The organism is Duganella sp. AC917 (assembly GCF_979258245.1).
Map to the genome: position 1 here is coordinate 205,347 of NZ_OZ409848.1, position 22,024 is coordinate 227,370.

At 64.5% G+C, this 22,024-nt stretch carries 18 protein-coding genes; 12 read left to right on the top strand and 6 right to left on the bottom strand.

All coding sequences use genetic code 11. The annotated features are described in order from the left end of the window. The first annotated feature begins 9 nt into the window (after positions 1 to 9). From ACZ0BA_RS00905 to ACZ0BA_RS00920, 4 genes are all read left to right on the top strand, one after another. Positions 10 to 834 (top strand): DUF4198 domain-containing protein, encoded by an 825-nt coding sequence (locus ACZ0BA_RS00905; protein WP_463449497.1) that lies wholly within the window; start codon positions 10 to 12, stop codon positions 832 to 834. Between the two features lie 40 nt (positions 835 to 874). Continuing rightward, entirely contained in the window at positions 875 to 1,897 is a 1,023-nt protein-coding gene (locus ACZ0BA_RS00910; protein ID WP_463449498.1) for an FAD:protein FMN transferase, read from the top strand. Positions 1,898 to 1,902: 5 nt separating this feature from the next. Further along, positions 1,903 to 3,276: a sulfite reductase subunit alpha gene (locus ACZ0BA_RS00915; protein WP_463449499.1), complete on the top strand. Its 1,374-nt coding sequence runs from the start codon at positions 1,903 to 1,905 to the stop codon at positions 3,274 to 3,276. Between the two features lie 387 nt (positions 3,277 to 3,663). After that, positions 3,664 to 6,432, top strand: a complete 2,769-nt coding sequence (locus ACZ0BA_RS00920) for a TonB-dependent receptor (protein WP_463449500.1) — start codon at positions 3,664 to 3,666, stop codon at positions 6,430 to 6,432. A gap of 94 nt (positions 6,433 to 6,526) precedes the next feature. Here the strand turns inward: ACZ0BA_RS00920 and ACZ0BA_RS00925 are convergent, their stop codons facing one another. The 6 genes from ACZ0BA_RS00925 to ACZ0BA_RS00950 all read right to left on the bottom strand — a co-directional run bounded on the left by ACZ0BA_RS00925 (position 6,527) and on the right by ACZ0BA_RS00950 (position 10,997). Beyond that, positions 6,527 to 7,843: a DUF2325 domain-containing protein gene (locus ACZ0BA_RS00925; protein ID WP_463449501.1), complete on the bottom strand. Its 1,317-nt coding sequence runs from the start codon at positions 7,841 to 7,843 to the stop codon at positions 6,527 to 6,529. Positions 7,844 to 7,855: 12 nt separating this feature from the next. After that, a complete protein-coding gene (locus ACZ0BA_RS00930; protein WP_463449502.1) occupies positions 7,856 to 8,194 on the bottom strand; it encodes a hypothetical protein in 339 nt (112 codons plus the stop codon). 114 nt (positions 8,195 to 8,308) lie between these two features. Further along, the gene (gene hemP / locus ACZ0BA_RS00935; protein ID WP_463449503.1) at positions 8,309 to 8,506 is read right to left on the bottom strand and encodes a hemin uptake protein HemP; all 198 of its coding nucleotides are present in this window, start codon (positions 8,504 to 8,506) and stop codon (positions 8,309 to 8,311) included. A 191-nt stretch (positions 8,507 to 8,697) separates the two neighbouring features. After that, complete coding sequence (locus ACZ0BA_RS00940) at positions 8,698 to 9,495, bottom strand: Crp/Fnr family transcriptional regulator (RefSeq protein WP_463454688.1); 798 nt, start codon at positions 9,493 to 9,495, stop codon at positions 8,698 to 8,700. Between the two features lie 298 nt (positions 9,496 to 9,793). Further along, entirely contained in the window at positions 9,794 to 10,438 is a 645-nt protein-coding gene (locus ACZ0BA_RS00945; RefSeq protein ID WP_090314830.1) for a response regulator, read from the bottom strand. A 91-nt stretch (positions 10,439 to 10,529) separates the two neighbouring features. Next, positions 10,530 to 10,997, bottom strand: a complete 468-nt coding sequence (locus ACZ0BA_RS00950; protein ID WP_463449504.1) for a universal stress protein — start codon at positions 10,995 to 10,997, stop codon at positions 10,530 to 10,532. A 405-nt stretch (positions 10,998 to 11,402) separates the two neighbouring features. On the opposite strand from ACZ0BA_RS00950, the gene ACZ0BA_RS00955 reads away from it, so the two are divergent. The 8 genes from ACZ0BA_RS00955 to ACZ0BA_RS00990 all read left to right on the top strand — a co-directional run bounded on the left by ACZ0BA_RS00955 (position 11,403) and on the right by ACZ0BA_RS00990 (position 21,995). Next, positions 11,403 to 12,242, top strand: a complete 840-nt coding sequence (locus ACZ0BA_RS00955; RefSeq protein WP_463449505.1) for a protein phosphatase CheZ — start codon at positions 11,403 to 11,405, stop codon at positions 12,240 to 12,242. Then, positions 12,242 to 14,161, top strand: coding sequence for a chemotaxis protein CheA (locus ACZ0BA_RS00960; RefSeq protein WP_463449506.1), 1,920 nt, complete (start codon positions 12,242 to 12,244; stop codon positions 14,159 to 14,161). Before ACZ0BA_RS00955 ends, ACZ0BA_RS00960 begins: the two co-directional genes overlap by 1 nt. Positions 14,162 to 14,398: 237 nt before the next feature. Further along, positions 14,399 to 15,802 carry a 3-isopropylmalate dehydratase large subunit gene (leuC, locus tag ACZ0BA_RS00965; protein WP_463449507.1) on the top strand — a complete coding sequence of 468 codons (1,404 nt, stop codon included), beginning with the start codon at positions 14,399 to 14,401 and terminating at the stop codon, positions 15,800 to 15,802. Between the two features lie 31 nt (positions 15,803 to 15,833). Continuing rightward, entirely contained in the window at positions 15,834 to 15,959 is a 126-nt protein-coding gene (locus tag ACZ0BA_RS00970; protein WP_008450980.1) for an entericidin A/B family lipoprotein, read from the top strand. Positions 15,960 to 16,011: 52 nt separating this feature from the next. Next, on the top strand, positions 16,012 to 16,659 hold the full coding sequence (gene leuD / locus ACZ0BA_RS00975; protein ID WP_463449508.1) for a 3-isopropylmalate dehydratase small subunit: 648 nt from the start codon (positions 16,012 to 16,014) through the stop codon (positions 16,657 to 16,659). 14 nt (positions 16,660 to 16,673) lie between these two features. After that, positions 16,674 to 17,744 (top strand): 3-isopropylmalate dehydrogenase, encoded by a 1,071-nt coding sequence (leuB, locus tag ACZ0BA_RS00980; protein ID WP_463449509.1) that lies wholly within the window; start codon positions 16,674 to 16,676, stop codon positions 17,742 to 17,744. A gap of 22 nt (positions 17,745 to 17,766) precedes the next feature. Continuing rightward, the gene (asd, locus tag ACZ0BA_RS00985; RefSeq protein ID WP_463449510.1) at positions 17,767 to 18,894 is read left to right on the top strand and encodes an aspartate-semialdehyde dehydrogenase; all 1,128 of its coding nucleotides are present in this window, start codon (positions 17,767 to 17,769) and stop codon (positions 18,892 to 18,894) included. A 215-nt stretch (positions 18,895 to 19,109) separates the two neighbouring features. After that, a complete protein-coding gene (locus ACZ0BA_RS00990) occupies positions 19,110 to 21,995 on the top strand; it encodes a motility hub landmark protein FimV (RefSeq protein ID WP_463449511.1) in 2,886 nt (961 codons plus the stop codon). Positions 21,996 to 22,024 lie beyond the last annotated feature (29 nt).

Here is a 22,024-nt window from a genome sequence, read left to right on the forward strand (position 1 = left end):
GCAGGGGACATGTCTACATTAAACAAATCACTGGTCGCGCTGGCGCTGGCCGGCATCGCGTTGACCGCGCACGCGCACAAGCCTTGGCTGCTGCCGACCTCGACCATCGTCGAGGGCAAGGAAGCCTGGGTCACGATCGACGCCGCCATCTCCGAAGGCCTGTTCGACGTCGACCACCAGCCGCTCAAAGTCGACACCGTCGTCATCACCGGTCCGGACGGCGCCAAGCTGGAGAAGCAGAACGTCGCCAACGGCAAGATGCGCAACAGTTTCGACCTCAAGCTGCCCAAGCCGGGCACCTATAAAATCGAGCTGGTGTCGAAGAACGTGTTCGGCAGCTACAAGAACGCGGCCGGCGAGATGAAGCGCTTCCGTGGCACCGAGGAAACCCTGGCCAAGGACGTGCCGGCCGACGCGACCGAGGTCAAGCTGACCCGCACCGACAGCCGCCTGGAAACCTTCGTCACCACCGGCGACCCGGACATGGCGGTCTTCAAGACCACCGGCGTGGGCCTGGAGATGGTGCCGGTCACCCATCCGAACGACCTGCGCGCGGGCGAGAAGGCGACCTGGCGTTTCCTGCTCGATGGCAAGCCGGCCGCCAACCAGGGCGTGAGCCTGATCCCGGGCGGCGTGCGTTATCGCGGCACTTTGGGCGAGATCCGCCAGAACACCGACGCCAAGGGCGAGCTGACGTTCACCTTGCCGGCGGCCGGCATGTACATGGTCAGCAGCAGCTGGCCGGCGGCCGCGCCGCAGGTGCAGGGCCAGCCGCCGCAGATGGCGCCGCGCCGCGCCAGCTACGCGGCGACCGTGGAAATCCTGCCGGAGTAATCCGGTCCGCTGTTTCACGCTCGACATCGACAAGGTCCGCATGCGCCGGGTTCTCCTGCCTCATCATATTTCCGACGACCCGGCGCCGGCGGGCGGCGTCATCCGCGATTTCGTTGGCCGCAGCATGGGCACCAGCTGGTCGGTGCGGCTGGTGGCGGCGCCGGCGGACCTGTTCGACGATTTACAGTACGGCTTGCAACAGCAGCTCGATGCCATCGTGGCCGAGATGAGCCATTGGGAAGCCGATTCCGACCTGGGCCGTTTCAACCGCGCCGAGGCGGGCAGCTGGCAGGCTTTGCCGCCGGCGTTTTTTGACGTGCTGGCGTTTGCGATGGGCGTGGCGCGCGATTCCGGCGGCGCCTACGATCCATGCGCCGGCTCCCTGGTCAACCTGTGGGGCTTCGGCCCTTACGGCCGCTTCGACCAGCCCGAATTCGTTCCGCCCGCAGCCGACGAGATCGCCGTCGCGCGCACCCAGCTGGCCGCCGCCGGCGTGCGGCTCGAGCGCGAAGGGCGCAAGGCCTTGCAGCCGGGCGGCGTGCAGCTCGATTTGTCGGCCGTGGCCAAGGGCTACAGCGTCGACCGGCTGGCTTATTATCTGAAAACCCAGGGCATCGATCATTACCTGGTCGAGGTCGGCGGCGAGCTGCGCGGCGCCGGCGTCAAGCCGGACGGCCAGCCGTGGTGGGTGGCGCTGGAGGAGGTCGGTGATGCCCAGGGCACGGAGGAGCCCGCGTCGCTGGTGCTGGCGCTGCACGGTCTGGCGGTGGCCACGTCGGGCGACTACCGCCGCTACTTCGAGCTCGACGGACGGCGCTATTCGCACACCATCGACCCGCGCAGCGGCATGCCGATCGCCAACGACCTGGCGTCCGTCACCGTTGTGCACGGCCAGTGCATGGCGGCCGACGCCTGGTCGACCGCGCTGACGGTGCTGGGCGCCGAACAGGGGCTGGCGCTGGCCGAACGCCAGGGGCTGGCGGCGCGCTTCGTGGTCCGCGACGCCGACGGCGGCTTCACCGAACACATGAGTTCCCATTTACGCGGCATGCTGGACGAATAATTCGAATGATCTGGACCGACGACCCTACCCGATTGATGCTGGTGGCAGGACTGGGCGCCAGCTATGGCCTGGTGTGCCTGTTGCCGTATCTGCGCCATCGCCGCAAGCGCCAGGCCGCGCTGCGCGCCAAGGCCGAGGCCGCCGCGTCGCCGTCGCCCGGCTGGATCGTCGCCTACGCCAGCCAGACCGGCAACGCCGAGGCGCTGGCGCAGCAAACCCTGGCGACGTTGCGGCTGGCCGGCATTGCCGCCCAACTGAGCGAGCTGTCCGAACTGCAAGCCGACGATCTGCGCCGCGCCGAGCGCATTCTGTTCCTGGTCAGCACCTATGGCGAAGGCGACGCGCCGGACGCCGCCGCCGCCTTCGCCGGCCGCCTGATGACCAGCGCATTGCCGCTGGCGCACCTGCACTACGCGGTGCTGGCGCTGGGCGACAGCGCCTACGCGCAATTCTGCGGGTTCGGCCGGGCGCTGGACGCCTGGTTGGCCGCGCGCGGCGCGCACAGCCTGTTCCCCCGCATCGAGGTCGACCGCAGCGCCGACGCCGCCATCGCGCTATGGCGCCAGCAACTGAGCCACCTGGCCGGCACCAGCGACGCGCCGGACTGGAGCGCGCCGTCGTTCGAGGACTGGCAATTGCGCGCGCGCGCCGAGCTCAACCCGGGCAGCGCCGGGGCGCCGGTCTACCATCTGGAGCTGACGCCGTTGGGCGGCCTGTTGCCGGATTGGCAGTCGGGCGACCTGGTGCAGATTGCCGCGCCGGGCGAACCGGCGCGGCCGCGCGAATACTCGATCGCCTCGATCCCGGCCGATGGCGGCGTGCACCTGCTGGTGCGCTTGCACCGGCACGACGACGGCAGCCATGGCGTGGCCTCCGGCTGGCTGACGCGCCAGGCCGACATCGGCCAGACGGTGCGGCTGCGCTTGCGCCAGCACCGGCGTTTCCGGCTCGAGGGCAACGCCGCGCGGCCGTTGATCCTGATCGGCAACGGCAGCGGCATCGCCGGCCTGCGCGGCCACCTCAGGGCGCGCGCGCTGGCCGGGCAGGGGCGCAACTGGTTGCTGTTCGGCGAGCGCAACAGCGCCCACGACTTCCATTACCGCGACGAGCTGGAGGCGCTGCAACGGGCCGGGTGGCTCGAGCTGGACCTGGCCTGGTCGCGCGATGCCGCCAACGGCGCGCCGCGCTACGTCCAGGATCTGCTGCCGGCGCGCGCCGACAAGTTGCGGGCCTGGGTGGCGGACGGCGCCGCGATCTATGTCTGCGGCAGTCTGGCGGGCATGGCAGCCGGCGTCGACGATGCGCTGGAACAGATACTGGGACGGCTACAATTGGATACATTGGTGACTGAAAAGCGTTACCAGCGCGATGTTTATTGACCAAAATCGTCATATTGGCCGTGGGACATATATAACGATGTGGTAAAAATGCCACGCTTGCATACGGCAGGACGAGGATTTCGCAAAATAAAGTTTATTCACGGTGGTTCGTTACTGAACAATCCACATATATCGCTACTTCATCTTATTGTTTCGTAAAATTGCCATAAAACATCCCCATTTTGTGACAAAGCCGTTACATAATCCCCCGCTGATGAGCAAGGATAGTTCCTACGTACTCGTCGCCTAGCCTGATCCTTTTCCGTCCTGCGTTGCGGCCCCCGGTGGCCGATTTCCGCGCCAGGCCTGTCTTGGCCGCCAGAGCGCGAAGCGCACGCATCCACCTTGCTCATGTAGTTTATATAACCACATTACAGGGAGTAGTGAATGATTTTGCAAGAGAAAGTCGGCGCCCGTTCGGTGCGTCTGGCACTCGCAGTCCTGGCCGGCACCACGATGTTCGCAGGTCAAGCTTCGGCACAAGAGCAAGCCATCCAGAAAGTCGAAATCACCGGCTCGGCGATCAAACGCATCAACGTTGAAGGCGCACTGCCAGTGCAGCGCCTGAGCTCGGAACAGATCGCCAAGACCGGCGCTACTTCGGTTGCCGAACTGATCCAGGCCCTGCCTTCGATGCAAGGTTTCACCATCGCCGCCATCGCGGCCGGCACCAACTCCGGTGGCCGCGTGTCCGCGTCCATCCACGATATCGGCGAAAGCTATACCCTGGTGCTGCTGAACGGCCGCCGCATCGCCCCGCAAGGCTCGGGCTCCGCAATCAACCTGAACGCCATCCCGATGAGCGCGGTTGAACGCGTCGAGATCCTGACCGACGGCGCTTCGGCCCTGTACGGTTCGGACGCCATCGCCGGCGTGATCAACTTCATCCTGAAGAAAAACCTGCAAGGCGGCAGCTTCGAAGCGACCGCCAGCCAGCCCGGCCAAAGCCGCGCCGGCCAGTCCAGCAATTTCAGCGGCACCTACGGCTTCGGCGATCTGGACACCAACCGCTACAACGTGTTGCTGTCGGCCCGCCACGACGAAAACAGCCGCATCAAGGCCACCGACCGCGACTTCGCCAACAGCTCGTTCCTGCCATTCAGCTACAACGGCCAGAACTACATCCACGACCGTTCGAGCACCTCGGCCGTGCCGGCCAACGTCGCCGTCGCCTACCGCGACGGCCGTACGCCAACGTCGACCTCGTCGATCGGCTTCAATCCGTACCGCAACATCAACGGCCAATGCGGCCCGATGAACCAGCCGTCCAAGAACAACACGGCCACCGTGCAGAACTGCGGCTTCGATTCGGCCTCCACCGTTGAGATCGTGCCGTCCAGCAAGCGCGACACCGTATTCGCCAAGGGTACCGTCAAGGTCGGCGAGACCTTCGAAGTGTTTGCCGAGGCCGCGTATTCGCGCATGGACCTGACCGCCCGCATCGCGCCGAACACCGCGTCGATCGCGCTGGCCAAAGGCTCGCAGCTGTACAACAACTACGTGCGTCCATACCTGACCGCCGCGCAGGACGCCAACCTGTCGAGCGCCACCGCCACCTACCGTACCTACGACTGGGGTACCCGCGACAGCCAGACCATCACCGAAGCGAAACACCTGGTGCTGGGTACCGAGGGCGAGATCGGCGCATGGAGCGTCGGCGCCGGCCTGACCTGGTCCGAGAACGCGATCGACGAGCGCTATGTGGGCGGCTATGTCAAGAACGCCGAGTTCCGCAGCATGCTGTCGAACAACCAGTTCAACCCGTTCCTGGCCGCCGGCGAGCAAAGCGCCTCGACCAAGCAACTGATCGCCAACTCGGTGTTCCACGGTTCGATCCGCGAGGCGTCGACCACGCTCAAGGGTATCGACTTCCGCGGTTCGCGCGAACTGATCCAGCTGCCGGCGGGCGCGGCCAACGTCGCCCTGGGCGGCGACTACCGCAACTACCACTACAAGCAGACCCCGAACGCGAGCTCGTCGGACATCTACGGCTTCAGCGCTTCGCCTGAGTACGACATGGAACGCGACAACTACGGCGCGTTTGCCGAGTTGAACATCCCTGTGATCAAGAGCATCGAAGTGACCGCCGCTGCGCGTTACGACACCATCGAAGCGGTCAAGAACCACGTCGCCAACCGCGAAATGGGCAGCAAGGAATCGGCCAGCACCTACAAGGTTTCGGCCCGTTGGCAGCCGACCCAGTCGTTCCTGGTGCGCGGCTCGTACGGCACCGGCTTCAAGGCGCCGTCGATGCTCGACATCGGCCAGCCACTGGTGGCGGCCGGCTTCACCGCCTCGCCATGGGAATGCCCGGCCAACCTGGCCGCCGAGAACTCGGCCTACTGCCGCGTTGGCAAGAGCCAGTACAACGTGCTGTCCGGCGGCAACGAGAACCTCAAGCCTGAGAAGTCGAAGCAGTTCACCGTGGGCTTCCGTTTCGAGCCGACCTCGTCGTTCTACGTCCAGGCCGACCTGTGGGACGTGAAGATCCGTGACGCGGTTTCCGCCGTGTCGGAAGCGCAGATCTTCGCCGATCCGGTGCAGTTCCGCGACCTGTTCACCACCTTCGTGGAACCAGGCAGCGGCCAGACGCTGTGGGCCAAGAAAACGCTGTCGGTTAACATCGGCCAGACCCACAACCAAGGTATCGACTGGGAAACGACCTACCGTCACCGCTTCGGTTTCGGCAACCTGAGCACCACGCTGAACGGCACCTACCTGCTCAAGTCGGACTACACCCGTCCGGGCACCAGCAACGACTGGGTCAACAGCATGAACTTCTTCGGTATCAATGATTCCGTATCGTTCCGCCATGTGATCCGTCTGGCCACCACGCTCGACACCGGCGCGTTCTCGAACTCGGTCATCGCCAACTTCCGCAACGGTTACACGGACGCCTCGGCGACCTCGTACAACCTGGGTACGAACAAGAACGAAACGTTCCGTATCGAAGTGCCGTCGCACCTGACCTTCGACTGGCAGGGTAAGTGGCAGGCGACCAAGGCTATCGGCCTGCGCGCCGGCGTGAAAAACATCGCCGACCGCAATCCGCCGCTGTCGCTGCGCGCTTCGTCCGGCCACCAGATCGGCTACGACGCACGTTACGCCGATCCTATCGGCCGGACGTTCTACCTGACCGGCAACTACACCTTCTAAGCCGCTTCAGCGCTTAGCAAGCAAAAGCCCCCACCAACCTGAACACGGTCAAAACCGTGTTTCAGGCGGGTGGGGGCTTTTTTTATGCCGGCCTTTACGGTTCGGCGCCGGCCTGCTCCAGGCCGCGCGCCAGGCTCGAGATGCTGGGATTGTCGATGAACACGCAACGCGTACCCGTGCGCTTGCAATAATCCTTGACCCGCCAGTAGGCGCTGTGGCTGATGCAGCCGGTCTGGCAGATCACCAGGTCGGCCGCCGCCAGGCTGGCGTCGAGGCGGTTGGCGTTGTCCTCCAGCCCGCCGTCGTGGTGGGCGAACTGCGCGCCCTGTTGCTCGATGAGCTCGCGGTAGGTGGCAACGTTGCCCGAGCGTCCGCCCACGCACAGCACGGCCCGGTCGCTCAGGCGCAGCGGCATCTTCATGACATGCTCGACCACCTGACGCGTTTCCTCATGGATCGGCGCCGGCGGCTCGACCGCGCGCAGCGCCTCGGTCTTGAGCTCGGCGATCTGCTGGCGCAGCGCGCGCTCGCGCTCGTCCATCTGGGCCAGCCGCTCGGCCAGCTTGGCGCGCGTTTCCAGGCCGGGGATCGACTCCTTCAACTGTTCCAGCTCGGTACGCAGCGAATCGATCATGCTGTCCTTGCCCACCAGTTGCGCGCGCAGCTGCATCACTTGCGTCGCGTGGCGCTCGGCGTCGGCGCTCTTGTCGGCCAGCAGCGCGGCGGCGCGCTGCTGGGCCTTGGCGAGGTCGTGCGTCAGGCGCACATTCTCGGCCAGGGTGGCGTTGAACTTGCCGATGTCGGCGCGCACGCAGGCGCCGGCCTGGTGCTGCACCATGTGCAGGTCGCGGCACATCTGTTCCTCCAGCTCGCTGCTGCAGCGCGGATGCGTCAGCCCGGCCCAAAAGGCGCCGGCGACGTCGCCATTGGCCACGGCGGTGCGCCACAGCTCGCCGACCTGTTCGGTCGTTTTGGCGCCGCGAAAGCGCAGCAGCACGGCCGCGTAACGGCGTTCCAGTTCCTTTTGCAGCGCTTCGGACAGGCGGTTGCGGTTGGCGCATTCGGTGACCGCGCCCACGTGCACCTCGTAATCATCGGCCACGACCTTGCCGCTGGTGACCTTGTCGACCAGCTTGCGCAGCACGCCCAGCGGGAAGCCGACGCCGACCAGCGGGCAGTGGCAGGCGTGGCCCAGTTCCCACAAGCGGCGGCGGCGCGAGGTTTGCGCCTCCGGATCGCCGGCGAGTATCGCCGCAACGTTGCTGATGACCGGTTTGACGACTTGCCGGGCCGGCTGGTCGGCGTCAAACCGCATCGGGGCCTGGGACTGGGCGGGCGCCGGGTTGGCGGTGCCCAGTTGCGGCATGACGGCGGCGACGATGGCCGCCAGCGGATCGTGTTTCTCGCACATCGGGTGGTCTCCTCAGGCGGTGGCCGGCGTGTTGCGCGCGCGTGCCATGATGCGGCTGAGAAAGTTGGACTTCTCCTGCTCGTGCATATTGCGTTCGACCACCGTGGCCCACTGCTCGGACAACTGCTGGCAGGTAGCGCTGAGCACCGGCGCCAGGTCCGGCAGGCTGGCCAGCGCCTTCAGGTGGCGTTCGATCACCGAGGCCAGCTTGACGCAGCCGCCGGCCGCGTCGCCGCCGGCCGTGTAGTGCGACATCAGATGCAGCACGGCGGACAGCATCAGTTCTGGATTGTGTCCGCCCTGTCCCTGCGGCGGGGCGAGAAAAATCGGGTTGCTACGGTCTATGGCCATCAAACGCTCCTGGTCGGTTGGGAGTGCGGCTGGCGGTGTGACTGGCGACTCGGGGGGGAGTGGGCGCGGCGGCGCCCGGGACAAGCAAGGTTAAAGGACGGTGATCGGGCCGGATCAGGCGGTCAAAATCAGCTTGTTGAGCTGGGTGACGCGCAGGCGGTAGACGCGGCCTGCGTGTTCGATTTCGAGTTCGCGGCCGCCTTCCATCAGGCCGGCGCTGCTAATGCGCTTGACGGGCGACACCGCCGAAGACACCACGGCGGGGGAAGGGCGGGCTTGCTGCGAGACGGGCATGGGCAGGGTGGTGGTCATCGTCGTTTCTCCTTTAAATAAGAATGATTCGTATTTGCATTCATTATTGTGGAAGGCGGGATGGAATGCAAGCGTTATTTGAAATGAAAGCGGGTGACACTGCCGAGTGCCACTGCGGGGTGACGCACGAAAAAAAGCCCGGCGGGGAGGCCGGGCCCAAGGCTGGGTGATTGCCCGATAACGGCCGGGGCCTACAGCGCGGCCAGCAGCTGGCCGGGCGTGACCGTCTCGCCCGCCTTGCTTTTGGCCGCGGCCAGTTGTTTGGCGCGGGTGCGCGACGGCGGCAGGCGCCGCAAGGTTTTGAGCGCCTCCGGGTCCTTGATGCCGATCGTGCGCTGGTCGACGCTGATGAGGCCGATTTCGTTAAAGGCCGACAACGTGCGGCTGACCGTTTCCAAGGTCAGGCCCAGGTAGCTGCCGATCTCGTGGCGCGTCATGCGCAGGTTGAACAGCTTGCTGGAATAACCCATCTGCGCGAAACGGTCCGCCAGCGAGACCAGGAAACGCGCCACGCGGGCCTCGGCGCTGAGCGCGCCCAGCATGCCGATCATCGCCTGTTCGCGCACCAGTTCGCGGCTCATGACGCCGTACATCATGTTTTCCAGCTCCAGGTGCACGCGGCCGAGCGCGGTGAGCTTCTTGAACGGCAGCAAAATCAGGTCGCAGTCCGACAGCGCCACCGCCTCCGACGAGTAGTGGCGGGTATGGATGCCGTCGACGCCGAGCATGTCGCCCTTCATCGGGAAGCTGAGTACTTGTTCGTTGCCGAACTCGTCGATCAGCACGGTTTTGAGGAAGCCGGAGTTGACGATGTACAGCGTGTCGAACGGCTGGCCGATCGTGTGGATGCGCTGGCCCGTCTTGAACTGCACGTGCTGGAACAGCAGTTCTTCGGTCGAGACCGAGACGGCCGCCGGGATGTGCAGCAGGTCGCAGACCTCTTTCAGGTTCGACCAGAGCCGTCCCTGACGCTGGCGGCCTGCTTCCATCGACGAGGATTGCACCGTCGCGGTGGTGACTGGGCGAATTTCAGACGCTTGCGTTGACAGCATGTTGATCTCCTGATCGGGTGACTCTGTACGTTAGGCAGGGGACGCTTGATTGCATGACATCTTGTACAGCAAATGTTCCGTATGGCATCTCGTAACATTGCGTGTAGCCTTGCAGCATCAATCGTGTGGTTTCAGTATGCCAACAGAGGGAGCAGATAGATATCAGCAATGGCTGAATATGGGAGTAGGCGTCAGCGCACGGGTGTAGGAGGACTCCTACTGATCAGTATGGTCGTCAGGTCTTGAAGGGAGACAACAGTCGATGCGCCACGGCATATTGGACCATCTCCGAGAGCGAGTTCATGCCCATTTTCTGCATGATGCGGGTTTTATGGGTGCTGACGGTCTTCACGCTCAGGTGCAGGCTGTTGGCGATCTCGGTAATGGATTTTCCGGCGACCAACAAAGAAAAGACCTCGAACTCGCGGTCCGACAGCTGTTTATGCAACAGGCTCTCGTTGGGCATCATGATGTTGAGGGCCAATTGCTCGGCCACCTCGGTGCTGATGTAAGGCCGGCCGGAGGCGACCTTGCGGATCGCGCCGACCAGCTGGGTGCCGGCGCTCTCCTTGGTCAGGTAGCCCTGGGCGCCGGCGCGGATGGCGCGCACGGCGTATTGCTCCTCCTCGTGCATGGTGAGGATCAGGATGGCGAGCTTGGGCGCCTCGGCCTTGATCTGGCGGATCAGGTCGACGCCGCTGCGCCCCGGCATCGACAGGTCCAGCAGCAGCAGGTCGAAGCCGCCCTGGCGCACATGGCCGAGCACTTCGAAGCCGTCGATCGCCTCGCCCACGATATCGATGTCGGGGGCGCCGTCGAGGATGCGCTTGAGACCCTCGCGCATGATGGTGTGGTCGTCGGCAATAACTATTCGAATCATAAAGACGCTATCTCAAGTGACCTGAAGTAAATACTGTTGTTTTTGAATTAACCTTGTGAGCTTACTACAGAAATCGCGGTCCGCCCGCATTTTATTTGTGGTCCGGCTCTTTGATCAAGCGATGCACCAGCACCGGAATGCGCGAGTGCGACAAGACCTTGTTGGTCACGCTGCCAAGCAATAGTTGGCCCCAGCCGCTGCGCCCGTGCGAGCCCATGAAGATCAGGTCGCACGCGTGGTTTTCCGCGACATCGACGATTTTCAGCGCCGCGCTTTCGGAGAACGTTGTCAATGCCTCGCAGCGGACGTTGCGGCGCGCGCACGACTCGACCACGTCCTTGGTGTGCTCCTTGCCGGCGCGCAGCATCGCCGCGCGGTACTCGTCCTCGCTTGGGTAGCTGGGCGGGATGATTTCCACGTAGATCGGATATTGGTACTCGGGCGCGACAAACAGGGCCAGCACCTCGGCGCCGAGCTGCTCGGCCAGCGCCACCCCGGCGCAGGCGGTCTTGCTCGACACGGCGGAGCCATCGGTGGTGATCAGGATTTTGCGGTACATGGCGAGCCTCCTCTGTCAACGCGGCCTACCTCTTATTGTAGTCGCGATTGGCGGTATTGTTAGTAAGGAAAGACTTGATGTTTATCAAATAAAACTGCGAATAAACGCGGTTTCCGCGCCGGCCGCCAGCCGCTGTAACACTTGTTCACAGTTGCTCTGCGGCTTTTTTGCACATGGGCATCACTTTGTGTCTTTAATGCCTCCTTTGCTCATGTATCCGATGATAGTATCTCCAAATACAACGAAACGCGGCTTTGAGACGGAGAACAGGGCAGTCGACCGACGCCGGGATTGAATAATTCCATGTTGCCCTGCTACACTCGCATAAGTGCTTTTTATTGCCGAGCGTCATCACTACGCAGGGTTGAGGGCAGCAATTTTACAAATTATGGAGAAGCAGGGATTATGACCAACGCCGCTGATGATTTCGACGCATTATTTGAAGAAGTGTCCGCTCAGAGCAAGACCGCAGCGCCCGCTCCAGCGCCTGCCCCCGCACCAGCCGCCGAAGACGACCTCGAGAGCCTGTTCGACGAGGTCTCCTCGTCGCGCCCGGCCGCCGCCGCGCCGGCGCCCGCGCCCGCTGCGGTAGCGGCGCCGGCAGCGGCTGCCCCGGCCGCCGACGGCGCCGAGGCCGAGGAGGGCGGCGACAAGCCGATGTTCGAGCGCCTGGGCGGCATCGTGCGCCTGTTGCACGATTCGCTGCGCGAACTGGGCTACGACAAGGCGCTCACCGAGGCCTCGTCGCAGATCAACGACGCCCAGGACCGCCTGGAGTATGTCGCCACCTTGACCGAACAGGCTGCCAACAAGGTGCTCAACACGCTCGACGAGGGCATGCCCGAACAGGACACCTTGTCGAAGAAATCGAAGGAAATGGAAAACCGCTGGGCCGACCTGTTCGCGGGCAAGCTCAGCCTTGACCAGTTCAAGCAACTCGCCGGCGATTCGCAGGCCTTCGCCGTGGCCGTGTCGGCCGCCACCGAGGCCGAAAAAGCCCGCTTGCTGGAAATTATGATGGCCCAGGACTTCCAGGACATCACCGGTCAACTGATCAAGAAGGTCGTGAACATCACCAAAACGGTGGAGCACGAACTGGCAGAACTGCTGCGCGACAACGCGCCGCCGGCGGTACGCGAGAAAATCGCGCAAAAAGAAGTGTCCCTGATGTCAGGTCCGTCGGCTCCGGCCGTGGCGCTGAACCAGGACAATGTCGACGACCTGCTTGCTGATCTGGGATTCTAATGGACGATATGCTGAAGGATTTCGTCGTCGAGGCGATGGATCTGGCGGTCAACGTTGAAGAGCACTTGCTGCGGCTCGAACGCGACCCCGACAACAAAGAGACGCTGAACGCCGTGTTCCGCTCCTTCCATACCATCAAGGGCGGCGCCGGTTTCATGGGCCTGCCGGCGATGGTCGCGGCCTGCCACCTGACCGAGAACCTGTTCGACGCGCTGCGCACCGGCGCCGCGCCGGTGACGCCGATCGCGATCGAAGCGGCGCTGCAGGCGTCCGGCTTCGTGGCCGACCAGCTCGCCGAACTGAACAACGGTGCCGAGCCGCACAGCCTGGCGCCGATGCCGCACGACCTGGAAGTGATCCTGACCGACGCCATCGAGGGCAAGACCGGCGCCGCCGCGCCCGCCCCCGCAGCTGCGCCGTCGCCAGTCGCCGCCGCCCCGGCCGCTGCCGCCGCCGCAGCGCCTGCCGCCGTCGCCGCCGTGTCGATCACGTCCGAGGATGGCCTCGACTGGGAAGGCATGTATGAAACCGTGATGCCGGCCGGCAGCTACACCCGTCCGGCCGTCTCGGCAGCGCCGGTCGCCGCTGCGGCGGTCGCCGCGCCTGCTGCTGCTGCTGCTGCTGCCGCCGCGCCAGCCCCTGCCGCCGCCGCGCCCGTCGCCGGCACCGCCGTGGCCACCCCGGCCAGGCGCGACGCGCCCGAAAAGCGCGAAGAGCGTCCGCATGCGGCCCCGGCCAAAGAAGAGTCGATCCGCGTCGATGCTGTTAAACTGGATGCCTTGCTGGAAGTGGCGGGCGAATCGGTGCAGGCCGCCAACCAGGCCGCCGTGCTGCTCGAGCGCCTGTTGCAGTTCAAATTCGAGGGCCAGGCCCAGACCCTGATGGCCACCCTGGCGGAAACGCTGGAGCGGGCGTCGCGCTATTCGACCGAACTGCAGCGCGCCACGTTGGCGACGCGCATGCAACCGGTCGGCCGCCTGTTCCAGAAGTTCCCGCGCCTGGTGCGCGAGCTGGCCAAGGACCTGGGCAAGGACGTCGAGCTGACCATCGAGGGCGCCGAGACCGAAGTGGACCGCGTGGTCGTCGACAGCCTGTACGATCCGCTGGTGCACATGCTGCGCAACTCGCTGGACCATGGCGTCGAGTCGCCGGAAGACCGCCTGGCGGCGGGCAAGCCGGCCAAGTCGTTCATCTCGCTCAAGGCATGGCAGGAAGCCAACAGCGTCATGATCGTGCTGCAGGACGACGGCAAGGGTATGGACCCGGTGGTGTTGCGCGCCAAGGCCCAGCAGAAGGGGTTGATCAGCGAGTCGGCCAATCTGACCAACGACGAGTGCTTCCAGCTGGTGTTCCTGCCGGGCTTCTCGACCAAGGAAGTGGCCTCGAGCGTATCCGGCCGCGGCGTCGGCATGGACGTGGTCAAGACCGCCGTGGAGAAGAACCGCGGCGCCATCCACATCGAATCGGCGCTGGGCAAGGGCACCAAGTTCGCCATCCGCCTGCCGATCGAACTGTCGATCGTGCCGACCATGCTGGTGTCGACCTCGGGCGCCGCGCTGGCGCTGCCGATGGCCGTGGTGCAGCGCGTGGTCGAGTTGCCGGAGGTGTTCCTGGAAGTGGGCGGCGCCCCGGTCCTCAAGGACCAGGGCCGTCCGTTGCCGGTGCGTTCGCTGGCCGATGCGCTTGGCTACGAGAGCTGCCGCGAGAAGGTGGGTATTGTTGTCGCAGCGCCACAGCCGTATATTCTGGCGGTGGAAGCGGTCGACGGCACCGCCGACCTGGTCATCAAGCCGATGACCGCGATTACCGTCGAGGGCATCACCGGTACCGCGCGCTCGGCCGAGGGCGAACTGGTGCTAGTGGTGGGCCTATCGTTCCTGATGGACGGATGCAGGGGAAGTGTACGCATGGCGGCCTAGTCGACAGACCAAGCCACAGACACCAAAAGCCTGCGTTCACGCAGGCTTTTTTTTCGCGCGTTGTTTTGTTCGAATCGTATTTGCAGTACCGAATTTTTAAAGGAGTCATAAAACGTGTATCGGTAGGCGGAACCGCATCGGCTCACGAGGCCAGATGGCGGCGGTCGCTATCGCATTGCACAATATGGCATAATCGAAGTGGATCACTCACACAGGCAGCAGCAGTCAGCACACATCATGATGAAGACGCTTTACGACAAACTCTGGGAATCGCACGTGGTCAAGGCCGAGGAAGACGGCACCACCATCCTCTATATCGACCGCCATCTGGTGCACGAAGTGACCAGCCCGCAGGCTTTCGACGGCCTGCGCGCCGCCAACCGCCAGCCGTGGCGCCTGTCGGCCAACCTGGCCGTGGCCGACCACAACGTGCCGACCACCTCGCGCGCCGACGGCATCGCCGATCCGGTCTCGCGGCTGCAGGTTGAAACCCTGGACAACAACGCCAGGTCCTACGGCCTGACCTATTTCAACATGAACGACAAGCGCCAGGGCATCGTCCACGTGATCGGGCCGGAGCAGGGCGCCACCCTGCCGGGCATGACGGTCGTCTGCGGCGACTCCCACACGTCGACCCACGGCGCGTTCGGCGCGCTGGCGCACGGCATCGGCACCTCCGAGGTCGAGCACGTGCTGGCCACGCAAACGCTGCTGCAAAAAAAATCCAAATCGATGCTGGTGCAGGTCGACGGCCCGCTGCCGGTCGGCGTCACCGCCAAGGACATCGTGCTGGCCATCATCGGCAAGATCGGCACGGCCGGCGGCACCGGCTACTGTATCGAGTTCGGCGGCTCGACCATCCGCGCGCTGTCGATGGAAGGCCGCATGACGGTCTGTAACATGGCGATCGAGGCGGGCGCGCGCGCCGGCATCATCGGCGTCGACGACACCACGATCAACTACGTCAAGGGCCGTCCGTTCTCGCCCGTGGGCCCGCACTGGGACCGCGCGGTCGACTACTGGCGCACGCTGCATTCGGACGCCGGCGCCAGGTTCGACCTGGTCGTCACGCTCGACGCGGCCGACGTCAAGCCGCAGGTGACCTGGGGCACCTCGCCCGAAATGGTGACGTCGATCGACGGCCGCGTGCCCGATCCGGACCAGGAAAAGGACAGCGTCAAGCGCGACGCGATGGAAAAGGCGCTGGTGTACATGAACCTCAAGCCGAACACGGCCATCGAGGACATCCGCATCGACAAGGTCTTTATCGGTTCGTGCACCAATTCGCGCATCGAGGATTTGCGCGCGGCAGCGGCCGTGGTGCGCGGCAAGCAGCGCGCCTCGAACGTCAAGCTGGCGATGGTGGTGCCGGGTTCCGGACTGGTCAAGGACCAGGCCGAGCGCGAAGGCCTCGACCGCATCTTCAAGGACGCCGGTTTCGAATGGCGCGAGCCGGGTTGCTCGATGTGCCTGGCGATGAACGCCGACCGCCTGGAACCGGGCGAGCGCTGCGCTTCGACCTCCAACCGTAATTTCGAAGGACGCCAAGGACAAGGCGGACGCACCCATCTGGTGTCGCCCGCGATGGCCGCCGCCGCCGGTATCGCCGGCCACTTCGTCGACGTGCGCACGCTGCGCTAATTTTTTTGTTTGATACCACGAGTACACCAACATGAAAAAACTATTCGCCTTGTCCATCATTGCGCTGATCCTGACCGGCTGCAACACAGTCAACGGCTTCGGCAAGGACGTGAAAAAAGTCGGTGAGTCGCTGGAAGGCGCTTCGACCAAAAAATAACCGCAGTACGGCGGGCCGCGACGGTCCGCCGTCGCACAACCCGAACGAGATCATGGATAAATTTACGATATACGAAGGCCTGGTGGCCCCGCTCGACCGCGCCAACGTCGACACCGACGCCATCATTCCGAAGCAATTCCTGAAGTCCATCCATCGCACCGGCTTCGGCCCCAACCTGTTCGACGAGTGGCGTTATCTCGACCACGGCGAGCCCGGCATGGACAACAGCGTGCGTCCGCTCAATCCGGATTTCGTCCTCAACGAGCCGCGCTACCAGGGCGCCTCGATCCTGCTGACCCGTAAAAACTTCGGCTGCGGCTCCTCGCGCGAGCACGCGCCGTGGGCGCTGGACCAATACGGCTTCCGCGCCATCATCGCGCCGTCGTTTGCCGACATCTTCTTCAACAACTGCTACAAAAGCGGCTTGCTGCCCATCGTGATTCCTGAAGCGCAGATCGATCATCTGTTCAACGAAGTCAAGGCCTTCCCCGGATACCGTCTGGTGGTCGATCTTGAGCAGCAGCGTATTTCCACCAGCAATGGCAGCGTCTCCTATCCCTTCGAGATCGACGCCTTCCGCAAATACTGCCTGATGAACGGGCTCGACGATATCGGCCTGACCCTGCGCCACGCCGACACCATCCGCGAATTCGAAGAGCGCCATCTGGCAAACCAACCCTGGTTGGCTAACGTCATCTAATCTCGAAAAATCACATGAAAATCGCAATCCTCCCGGGCGACGGTATCGGCCCGGAAATCATCGCCCAAGCCGTCAAGGTCCTCAATGTGCTGGGTGAATCGTTCGAACTGGAGACCGCCCCCGTCGGCGGCGCCGGCTACGCGGCCCATGGCCATCCGCTGCCGGAAGCCACCTTGGCGCTGGCCAAGTCGGCCGACGCGGTGCTGTTCGGCGCCGTCGGCGACTACCAGTACGACAAGCTGGAGCGCGCGCTGCGTCCCGAGCAGGCCATCCTCGGCCTGCGCAAGAACCTGGGCCTGTTCGGCAACCTGCGTCCGGCGATCCTGTATCCGGAACTGGCCGGCGCATCGACCCTGAAGCCTGAAGTCGTCTCCGGCCTCGACATCCTGATCGTGCGCGAACTGACCGGCGACATCTACTTCGGCCAGCCGCGCGGCGTGCGCGAATGCCCGGACGGTCCGTTCAAGGGGCAGCGCGAAGGTTTCGACACCATGCGCTATGCCGAAGGCGAGATCCGCCGCATCGCCCACGTGGCGTTCCAGGCCGCGCAAAAGCGCGACAAGCGCCTGACCAGCGTCGACAAGGCCAACGTGCTGGAGACGTTCCAGTTCTGGAAGGACATCGTCACCGACGTCCACAAGGAATATCCGGACGTCGCGCTCGACCACATGTACGTCGACAACGCCGCCATGCAACTGGTGCGCGCGCCGAAGAAATTCGACGTCATCGTCACCGGCAATATGTTCGGTGACATCCTCAGCGATTGCGCGGCGATGCTGACCGGCTCGATCGGCATGCTGCCGTCGGCCTCGCTCGACGCCAACAACAAGGGCCTGTACGAGCCGTCGCACGGTTCGGCGCCGGACATCGCCGGCCAGGGCATCGCCAATCCGCTGGCGACGATTTTGTCGGCCGCGATGATGCTGCGCTACACGTTCAACAAGAACGAACAGGCCGACCGCATCGAAACCGCCGTCAAGTCCGTACTGGCGCAGGGCCTGCGCACCGCCGACATCTTCGAGCCGGGCACCACCAAGGTGGGCACCGAGGAGATGGGCAACGCGGTCGTCAAGGCTCTGGCATAAAAACTCAAGACAAGGATTAAAAATGAAACTCGTAGGCTTGGTAGGTTGGCGCGGTATGGTCGGTTCGGTCCTGATGCAGCGCATGCAGGAAGAGGGCGATTTCGCCCACATCGAACCGGTGTTCTTCACGACGTCGAACCCGGGCGGCGACGCCCCGAAGATGGCGAAGAATGAAACCAAACTGAAAAGCGCGACCGACATCGACGAACTGAAAAAGTGCGAGATCATCATCTCGTGCCAGGGCGGCGACTACACCACCGAGGTTTTCCCGAAGCTGCGCGCGGCCGGCTGGAACGGCTACTGGATCGACGCCGCGTCGACCTTGCGCATGGAGAAGGACGCCGTCATCGTGCTGGACCCGGTCAACCTGCACGTCATCAAGGACGCGCTGGGCAAGGGCGTGAAGAACTACATCGGCGGCAATTGCACCGTCTCGTGCATGTTGATGGGCCTGGGCGGCCTGTTCCAGCACAACCTGGTCGAGTGGATGACCTCCATGACCTACCAGGCGGCATCGGGCGGCGGCGCGCAGCACATGCGCGAGCTGCTGACCCAGTTCGGCACGATCAACTCGTCGGTCAAGGCGCTGCTGGACAATCCGGCTTCCGCGATTCTGGAAATCGACCGCCAGGTGCTGGCGACGCAACACGGCCTGTCGGCCGAGGAAACCAAGCAGTTCGGCGCGCCGCTGGCCGGCAACCTGATCCCGTGGATCGACAAGGACCTGGGCAACGGCCAGTCGAAGGAAGAGTGGAAGGGCGGCGCCGAGACCAACAAGATCCTCGGCCTGGGCGCGGACTTCGGCTCGAAGGCGATTCCGGTGGACGGCCTGTGCGTGCGCATCGGCGCCATGCGCAGCCACTCGCAGGCGCTCACCATCAAGCTGAAGAAGGACGTGCCGATCGACGAGATCCACGACATCATCGCCGCCAACAACCAGTGGGTCAAAGTGGTGCCGAACACGCGCGAAGCGTCGGTCAAGGACCTGTCGCCGGCGGCCGCCACCGGCAGCCTGACGATTCCGGTCGGCCGTCTGCGCAAGATGAGCATGGGCGACGATTACCTGTCGGCGTTCACCGTCGGCGACCAGCTGCTGTGGGGCGCGGCCGAACCGCTGCGCCGCATGCTGCGCATCGTGCTGGACAAGTAAAACCGGCCACGCAATCGTGGTAGCAGAAGGGGTTTTCTCTATGAGCTTTCATAGGGAGAACCCCTTTTTTTGGTTTAAAGTGACGTTAGACCGGACAACTCCTCATGTATCACTTGAGAAACCGCGTGCAAAGCTTGCATGCTCATGTGCATGATGATATGTTGATATATCCGGGAAAGTAACATTTTCCCTCTGATAACCTACTGCAGCCCACTATGCCCCTGACCAATCGCACCAGCATCGTTTCGTTCGCGTTGAAAACACTCACCAGCGCGGTTGCCGGTGCTGTGCTGTTGTCCGCCACCGCAAACGCCGCCGGACTTGGCAAGCTGACCGTCCTGTCGTCGCTGGGCCAGCCGCTGCGGGCGGAGATCGAACTGACCGCCGTGAGCGCCGAGGAGGCCAGCGGGCTGGTCGCCCAGCTGGCGTCGGCCGACGCCTTCCGCACCGCCAATATCGATTTCAATCCGGCGCTGACGTCGCTGCGTTTCGAGGTCGAGCAGCGCAACGGCCGGCAGCTGATCCGCGTATCGTCGAGCCAGCCGGTCAACGAACCCTTCGTGGACATGCTGCTGGAGCTGAAGTGGAACGGTGGCCGCATGGTGCGCGAATACACCTTCCTGCTCGACCCGCCGGACGTGCGCTCGGCCAATTCGCCGCAGGTGGCCGCGCCGGTCGACCTGAGCCGCCAAGCCACGGCCCCGGCCGCAGCCTCGCCGAACGCGCCGCTGGCCACCGCGCCGGCCGCTTCGGGCGCCAATCAGGCAGCGGGCGCGAATCAGGCGCCCTCGGGCGGCGCGCCAACCCGGCCGCAGCCGGCCAAAAAGTCCGCCGATCAATACACCGTTAAAAAAGGCGACACGCTCAGCGGCATCGCCACCCAGCTCAAACCCGGCGACATTTCGCTCGACATGATGCTGGTGGCGCTGTACCGCGCCAACCCGGAGGCGTTCTCGGGCAATAACATGAACCGCCTGAAGTCCGGCCAGATCCTGAAAGTGCCGGATTCGGGCGCGGCGCGTTCCATCGTGCCCGACGGCGAGGCGCGCGGCGTGGTGGTCGCGCATGCGCTCGATTTCAACGCCTACCGCGCCAAGCTGGCCGGCCAGGTCGCCAACAGCACGCCGGCCAAGGAAGCGGAGACGACGCAAAACGTCAAGGGCAAGATCACCGCCAAGGTCGAGGAAAAGCCGAACGCCGTCAACGAGGCCAAGGACAAGCTGACCTTGTCCAAATCGACCGCCACCGCGCCGGTCGCGGGCAAGACGGGCGTGGCTGCGGAAGAAAACATCGCCAAGCAAAAGCAGGTGGACGAAGCCGCCGCCCGCGTCAAGGAACTGGAAAAGAACGTCAACGACCTTGAAAAGTTGATGGCGGTGAAGAACAAGACGGTCGCCGAAAAGCCGCCCGTCGCTGCGGCCCCTGCGACGCCTGCGCCTGTCACGCCGCCGGTGGCGGCAACAACGCCGGCTCCGGCTGCTACGGCCGACGCGCCCAAGCCGAAGCGCACGCTGGCCGTGCCGCCGAGGAAACCTGTCGAGCCGAGCTGGTACGAAGTGATGATGGAGAACATCCAGTTGGTCGGCCTGGGCGTCGCCGCCTTGCTGGCGCTGGTCTACGGCATCATCGTCACGCGCCGCCGCAAGAAATTCGTCGTGGTGCCGGGCGAGATCGTGCTGCCGCCCGACCCGACCACGCCGGTGCAACCGTTCATCGCCGACGCCGGCGGCCAGAACGTCGACACCAGCAACAGCGTATTCAATTCCAATTTCGCGCCATCGGCCAGCCAGCTCGACACCAATGAGGTCGATCCGGTCGCCGAAGCCGACGTCTACATCGCCTATGGCCGCGACGCGCAGGCCGAGGACATCCTCAAGGAAGCGCTGCGCACCCATCCGGAGCGCCATCCTGTGCGCCTGAAGCTGCTGGAAATCTATGCCACGCGCAAGGACCCGCGCGCGTTCGAAAGCCAGGCCTCGGAACTGTATTCGCTGACGCGCGGCCAAGGCGACGAGTGGGCGCAAGCCGCCGCTTTGGGCCAGTCCATCGACCCGACCAATCCGCTGTATTCGGCGGCGCCGGATGGTGCCGGCGGCGTGGCCATGTCGGCCGCCGCAGTGCCGGTCGCGGCCGGCGCGGTGGCCGCCGCCGCAGCCGCCTCGGCGTATTCGGCTAACGATTTCGGCAACGACTTCGGCACCGGCGATGATTTCGGCGCCGAGCGCCCGGCAGCCGCGCCTGGCGCCGGCAGCCTCGATTTCGACCTGGGTCAGGATCCGGCACCGGCCACGTCGGTCGCGCGCAATAACGCCATGGACTTCGACAGCGATCTGACCGATATGGAAACGGCGTTGCCGCAACCGGCCGACGCGTCGGTGTCGCCGGCCTCGGTGGCCGCGCAATCGGACAACCTGATGGACTTCGACCTCGGCGACATGAACTTCGAGCCGGTCGCCAGCGACAAGGCGGCGATCGAAATGCCGGCGCCGTCCCGCGATGAGGCGGCCGACGATCCGTTCGATCTGGCCTTCGACGCGCCTGCGGCATCGAAAGCGGCGCCGACGCCGGCCGACGATCCGAGCATGGACTTCAGCCTGGATCTGCCGGAAGACACGGCCGAGGCCGCCAAACCGGCGGAGCGGTTGCCGACGGCCAGCAGCGATCCGCTGGACATGGACATCACCGGCTTCGACATTCCGGAAGTGCCGGCCCTGACCGAGCCGCCTAAGGTCGAGCCGCAGGCCGAGGACTTCGACGAGCCGCTGGAGTTGCCGGAGGACGCAGAATCGATCACGGCCGCCCCGGCGCCGGTTCCCGAGTTCGACCTGTCGGACATCAATCTCGATCTGGATGATAAGTTCACCGGCGCGGAAGTTGGCGCAGGCGCCGGCGCAGCGGCAGCTGAGCCGGCGGCGACGCCCGGCCGCGACGACACGCTGTCGGCGCACCACATGGAAATGGACACCAAGCTCGACCTGGCGATCGCGTACCAGGAAATTGGCGACAAGGAAGGCGCGCGCGAGCTGCTCGACGAAGTGCTGCGCGGCGGCAGCGACGACCAGATCGTCAAGGCCAACGCGATGAAAGCGCAGCTGGGGTAAGCGCTGTCTGGTTGTCCGATATAATGCCA

Coding starts and splice junctions, on each gene's coding strand:
- ACZ0BA_RS00905 (WP_463449497.1), top strand. CDS start 10: ATGTCTACATTAAACAAATCACTGGTCGCGCTGGCGCTGGCCGGCATC.
- ACZ0BA_RS00910 (WP_463449498.1), top strand. CDS start 875: ATGCGCCGGGTTCTCCTGCCTCATCATATTTCCGACGACCCGGCGCCG.
- ACZ0BA_RS00915 (WP_463449499.1), top strand. CDS start 1,903: ATGATCTGGACCGACGACCCTACCCGATTGATGCTGGTGGCAGGACTG.
- ACZ0BA_RS00920 (WP_463449500.1), top strand. CDS start 3,664: ATGATTTTGCAAGAGAAAGTCGGCGCCCGTTCGGTGCGTCTGGCACTC.
- ACZ0BA_RS00925 (WP_463449501.1), bottom strand. CDS start 7,843: ATGTGCGAGAAACACGATCCGCTGGCGGCCATCGTCGCCGCCGTCATG.
- ACZ0BA_RS00930 (WP_463449502.1), bottom strand. CDS start 8,194: ATGGCCATAGACCGTAGCAACCCGATTTTTCTCGCCCCGCCGCAGGGA.
- hemP (WP_463449503.1), bottom strand. CDS start 8,506: ATGACCACCACCCTGCCCATGCCCGTCTCGCAGCAAGCCCGCCCTTCC.
- ACZ0BA_RS00940 (WP_463454688.1), bottom strand. CDS start 9,495: ATGGAAGCAGGCCGCCAGCGTCAGGGACGGCTCTGGTCGAACCTGAAA.
- ACZ0BA_RS00945 (WP_090314830.1), bottom strand. CDS start 10,438: ATGATTCGAATAGTTATTGCCGACGACCACACCATCATGCGCGAGGGT.
- ACZ0BA_RS00950 (WP_463449504.1), bottom strand. CDS start 10,997: ATGTACCGCAAAATCCTGATCACCACCGATGGCTCCGCCGTGTCGAGC.
- ACZ0BA_RS00955 (WP_463449505.1), top strand. CDS start 11,403: ATGACCAACGCCGCTGATGATTTCGACGCATTATTTGAAGAAGTGTCC.
- ACZ0BA_RS00960 (WP_463449506.1), top strand. CDS start 12,242: ATGGACGATATGCTGAAGGATTTCGTCGTCGAGGCGATGGATCTGGCG.
- leuC (WP_463449507.1), top strand. CDS start 14,399: ATGATGAAGACGCTTTACGACAAACTCTGGGAATCGCACGTGGTCAAG.
- ACZ0BA_RS00970 (WP_008450980.1), top strand. CDS start 15,834: ATGAAAAAACTATTCGCCTTGTCCATCATTGCGCTGATCCTGACCGGC.
- leuD (WP_463449508.1), top strand. CDS start 16,012: ATGGATAAATTTACGATATACGAAGGCCTGGTGGCCCCGCTCGACCGC.
- leuB (WP_463449509.1), top strand. CDS start 16,674: ATGAAAATCGCAATCCTCCCGGGCGACGGTATCGGCCCGGAAATCATC.
- asd (WP_463449510.1), top strand. CDS start 17,767: ATGAAACTCGTAGGCTTGGTAGGTTGGCGCGGTATGGTCGGTTCGGTC.
- ACZ0BA_RS00990 (WP_463449511.1), top strand. CDS start 19,110: ATGCCCCTGACCAATCGCACCAGCATCGTTTCGTTCGCGTTGAAAACA.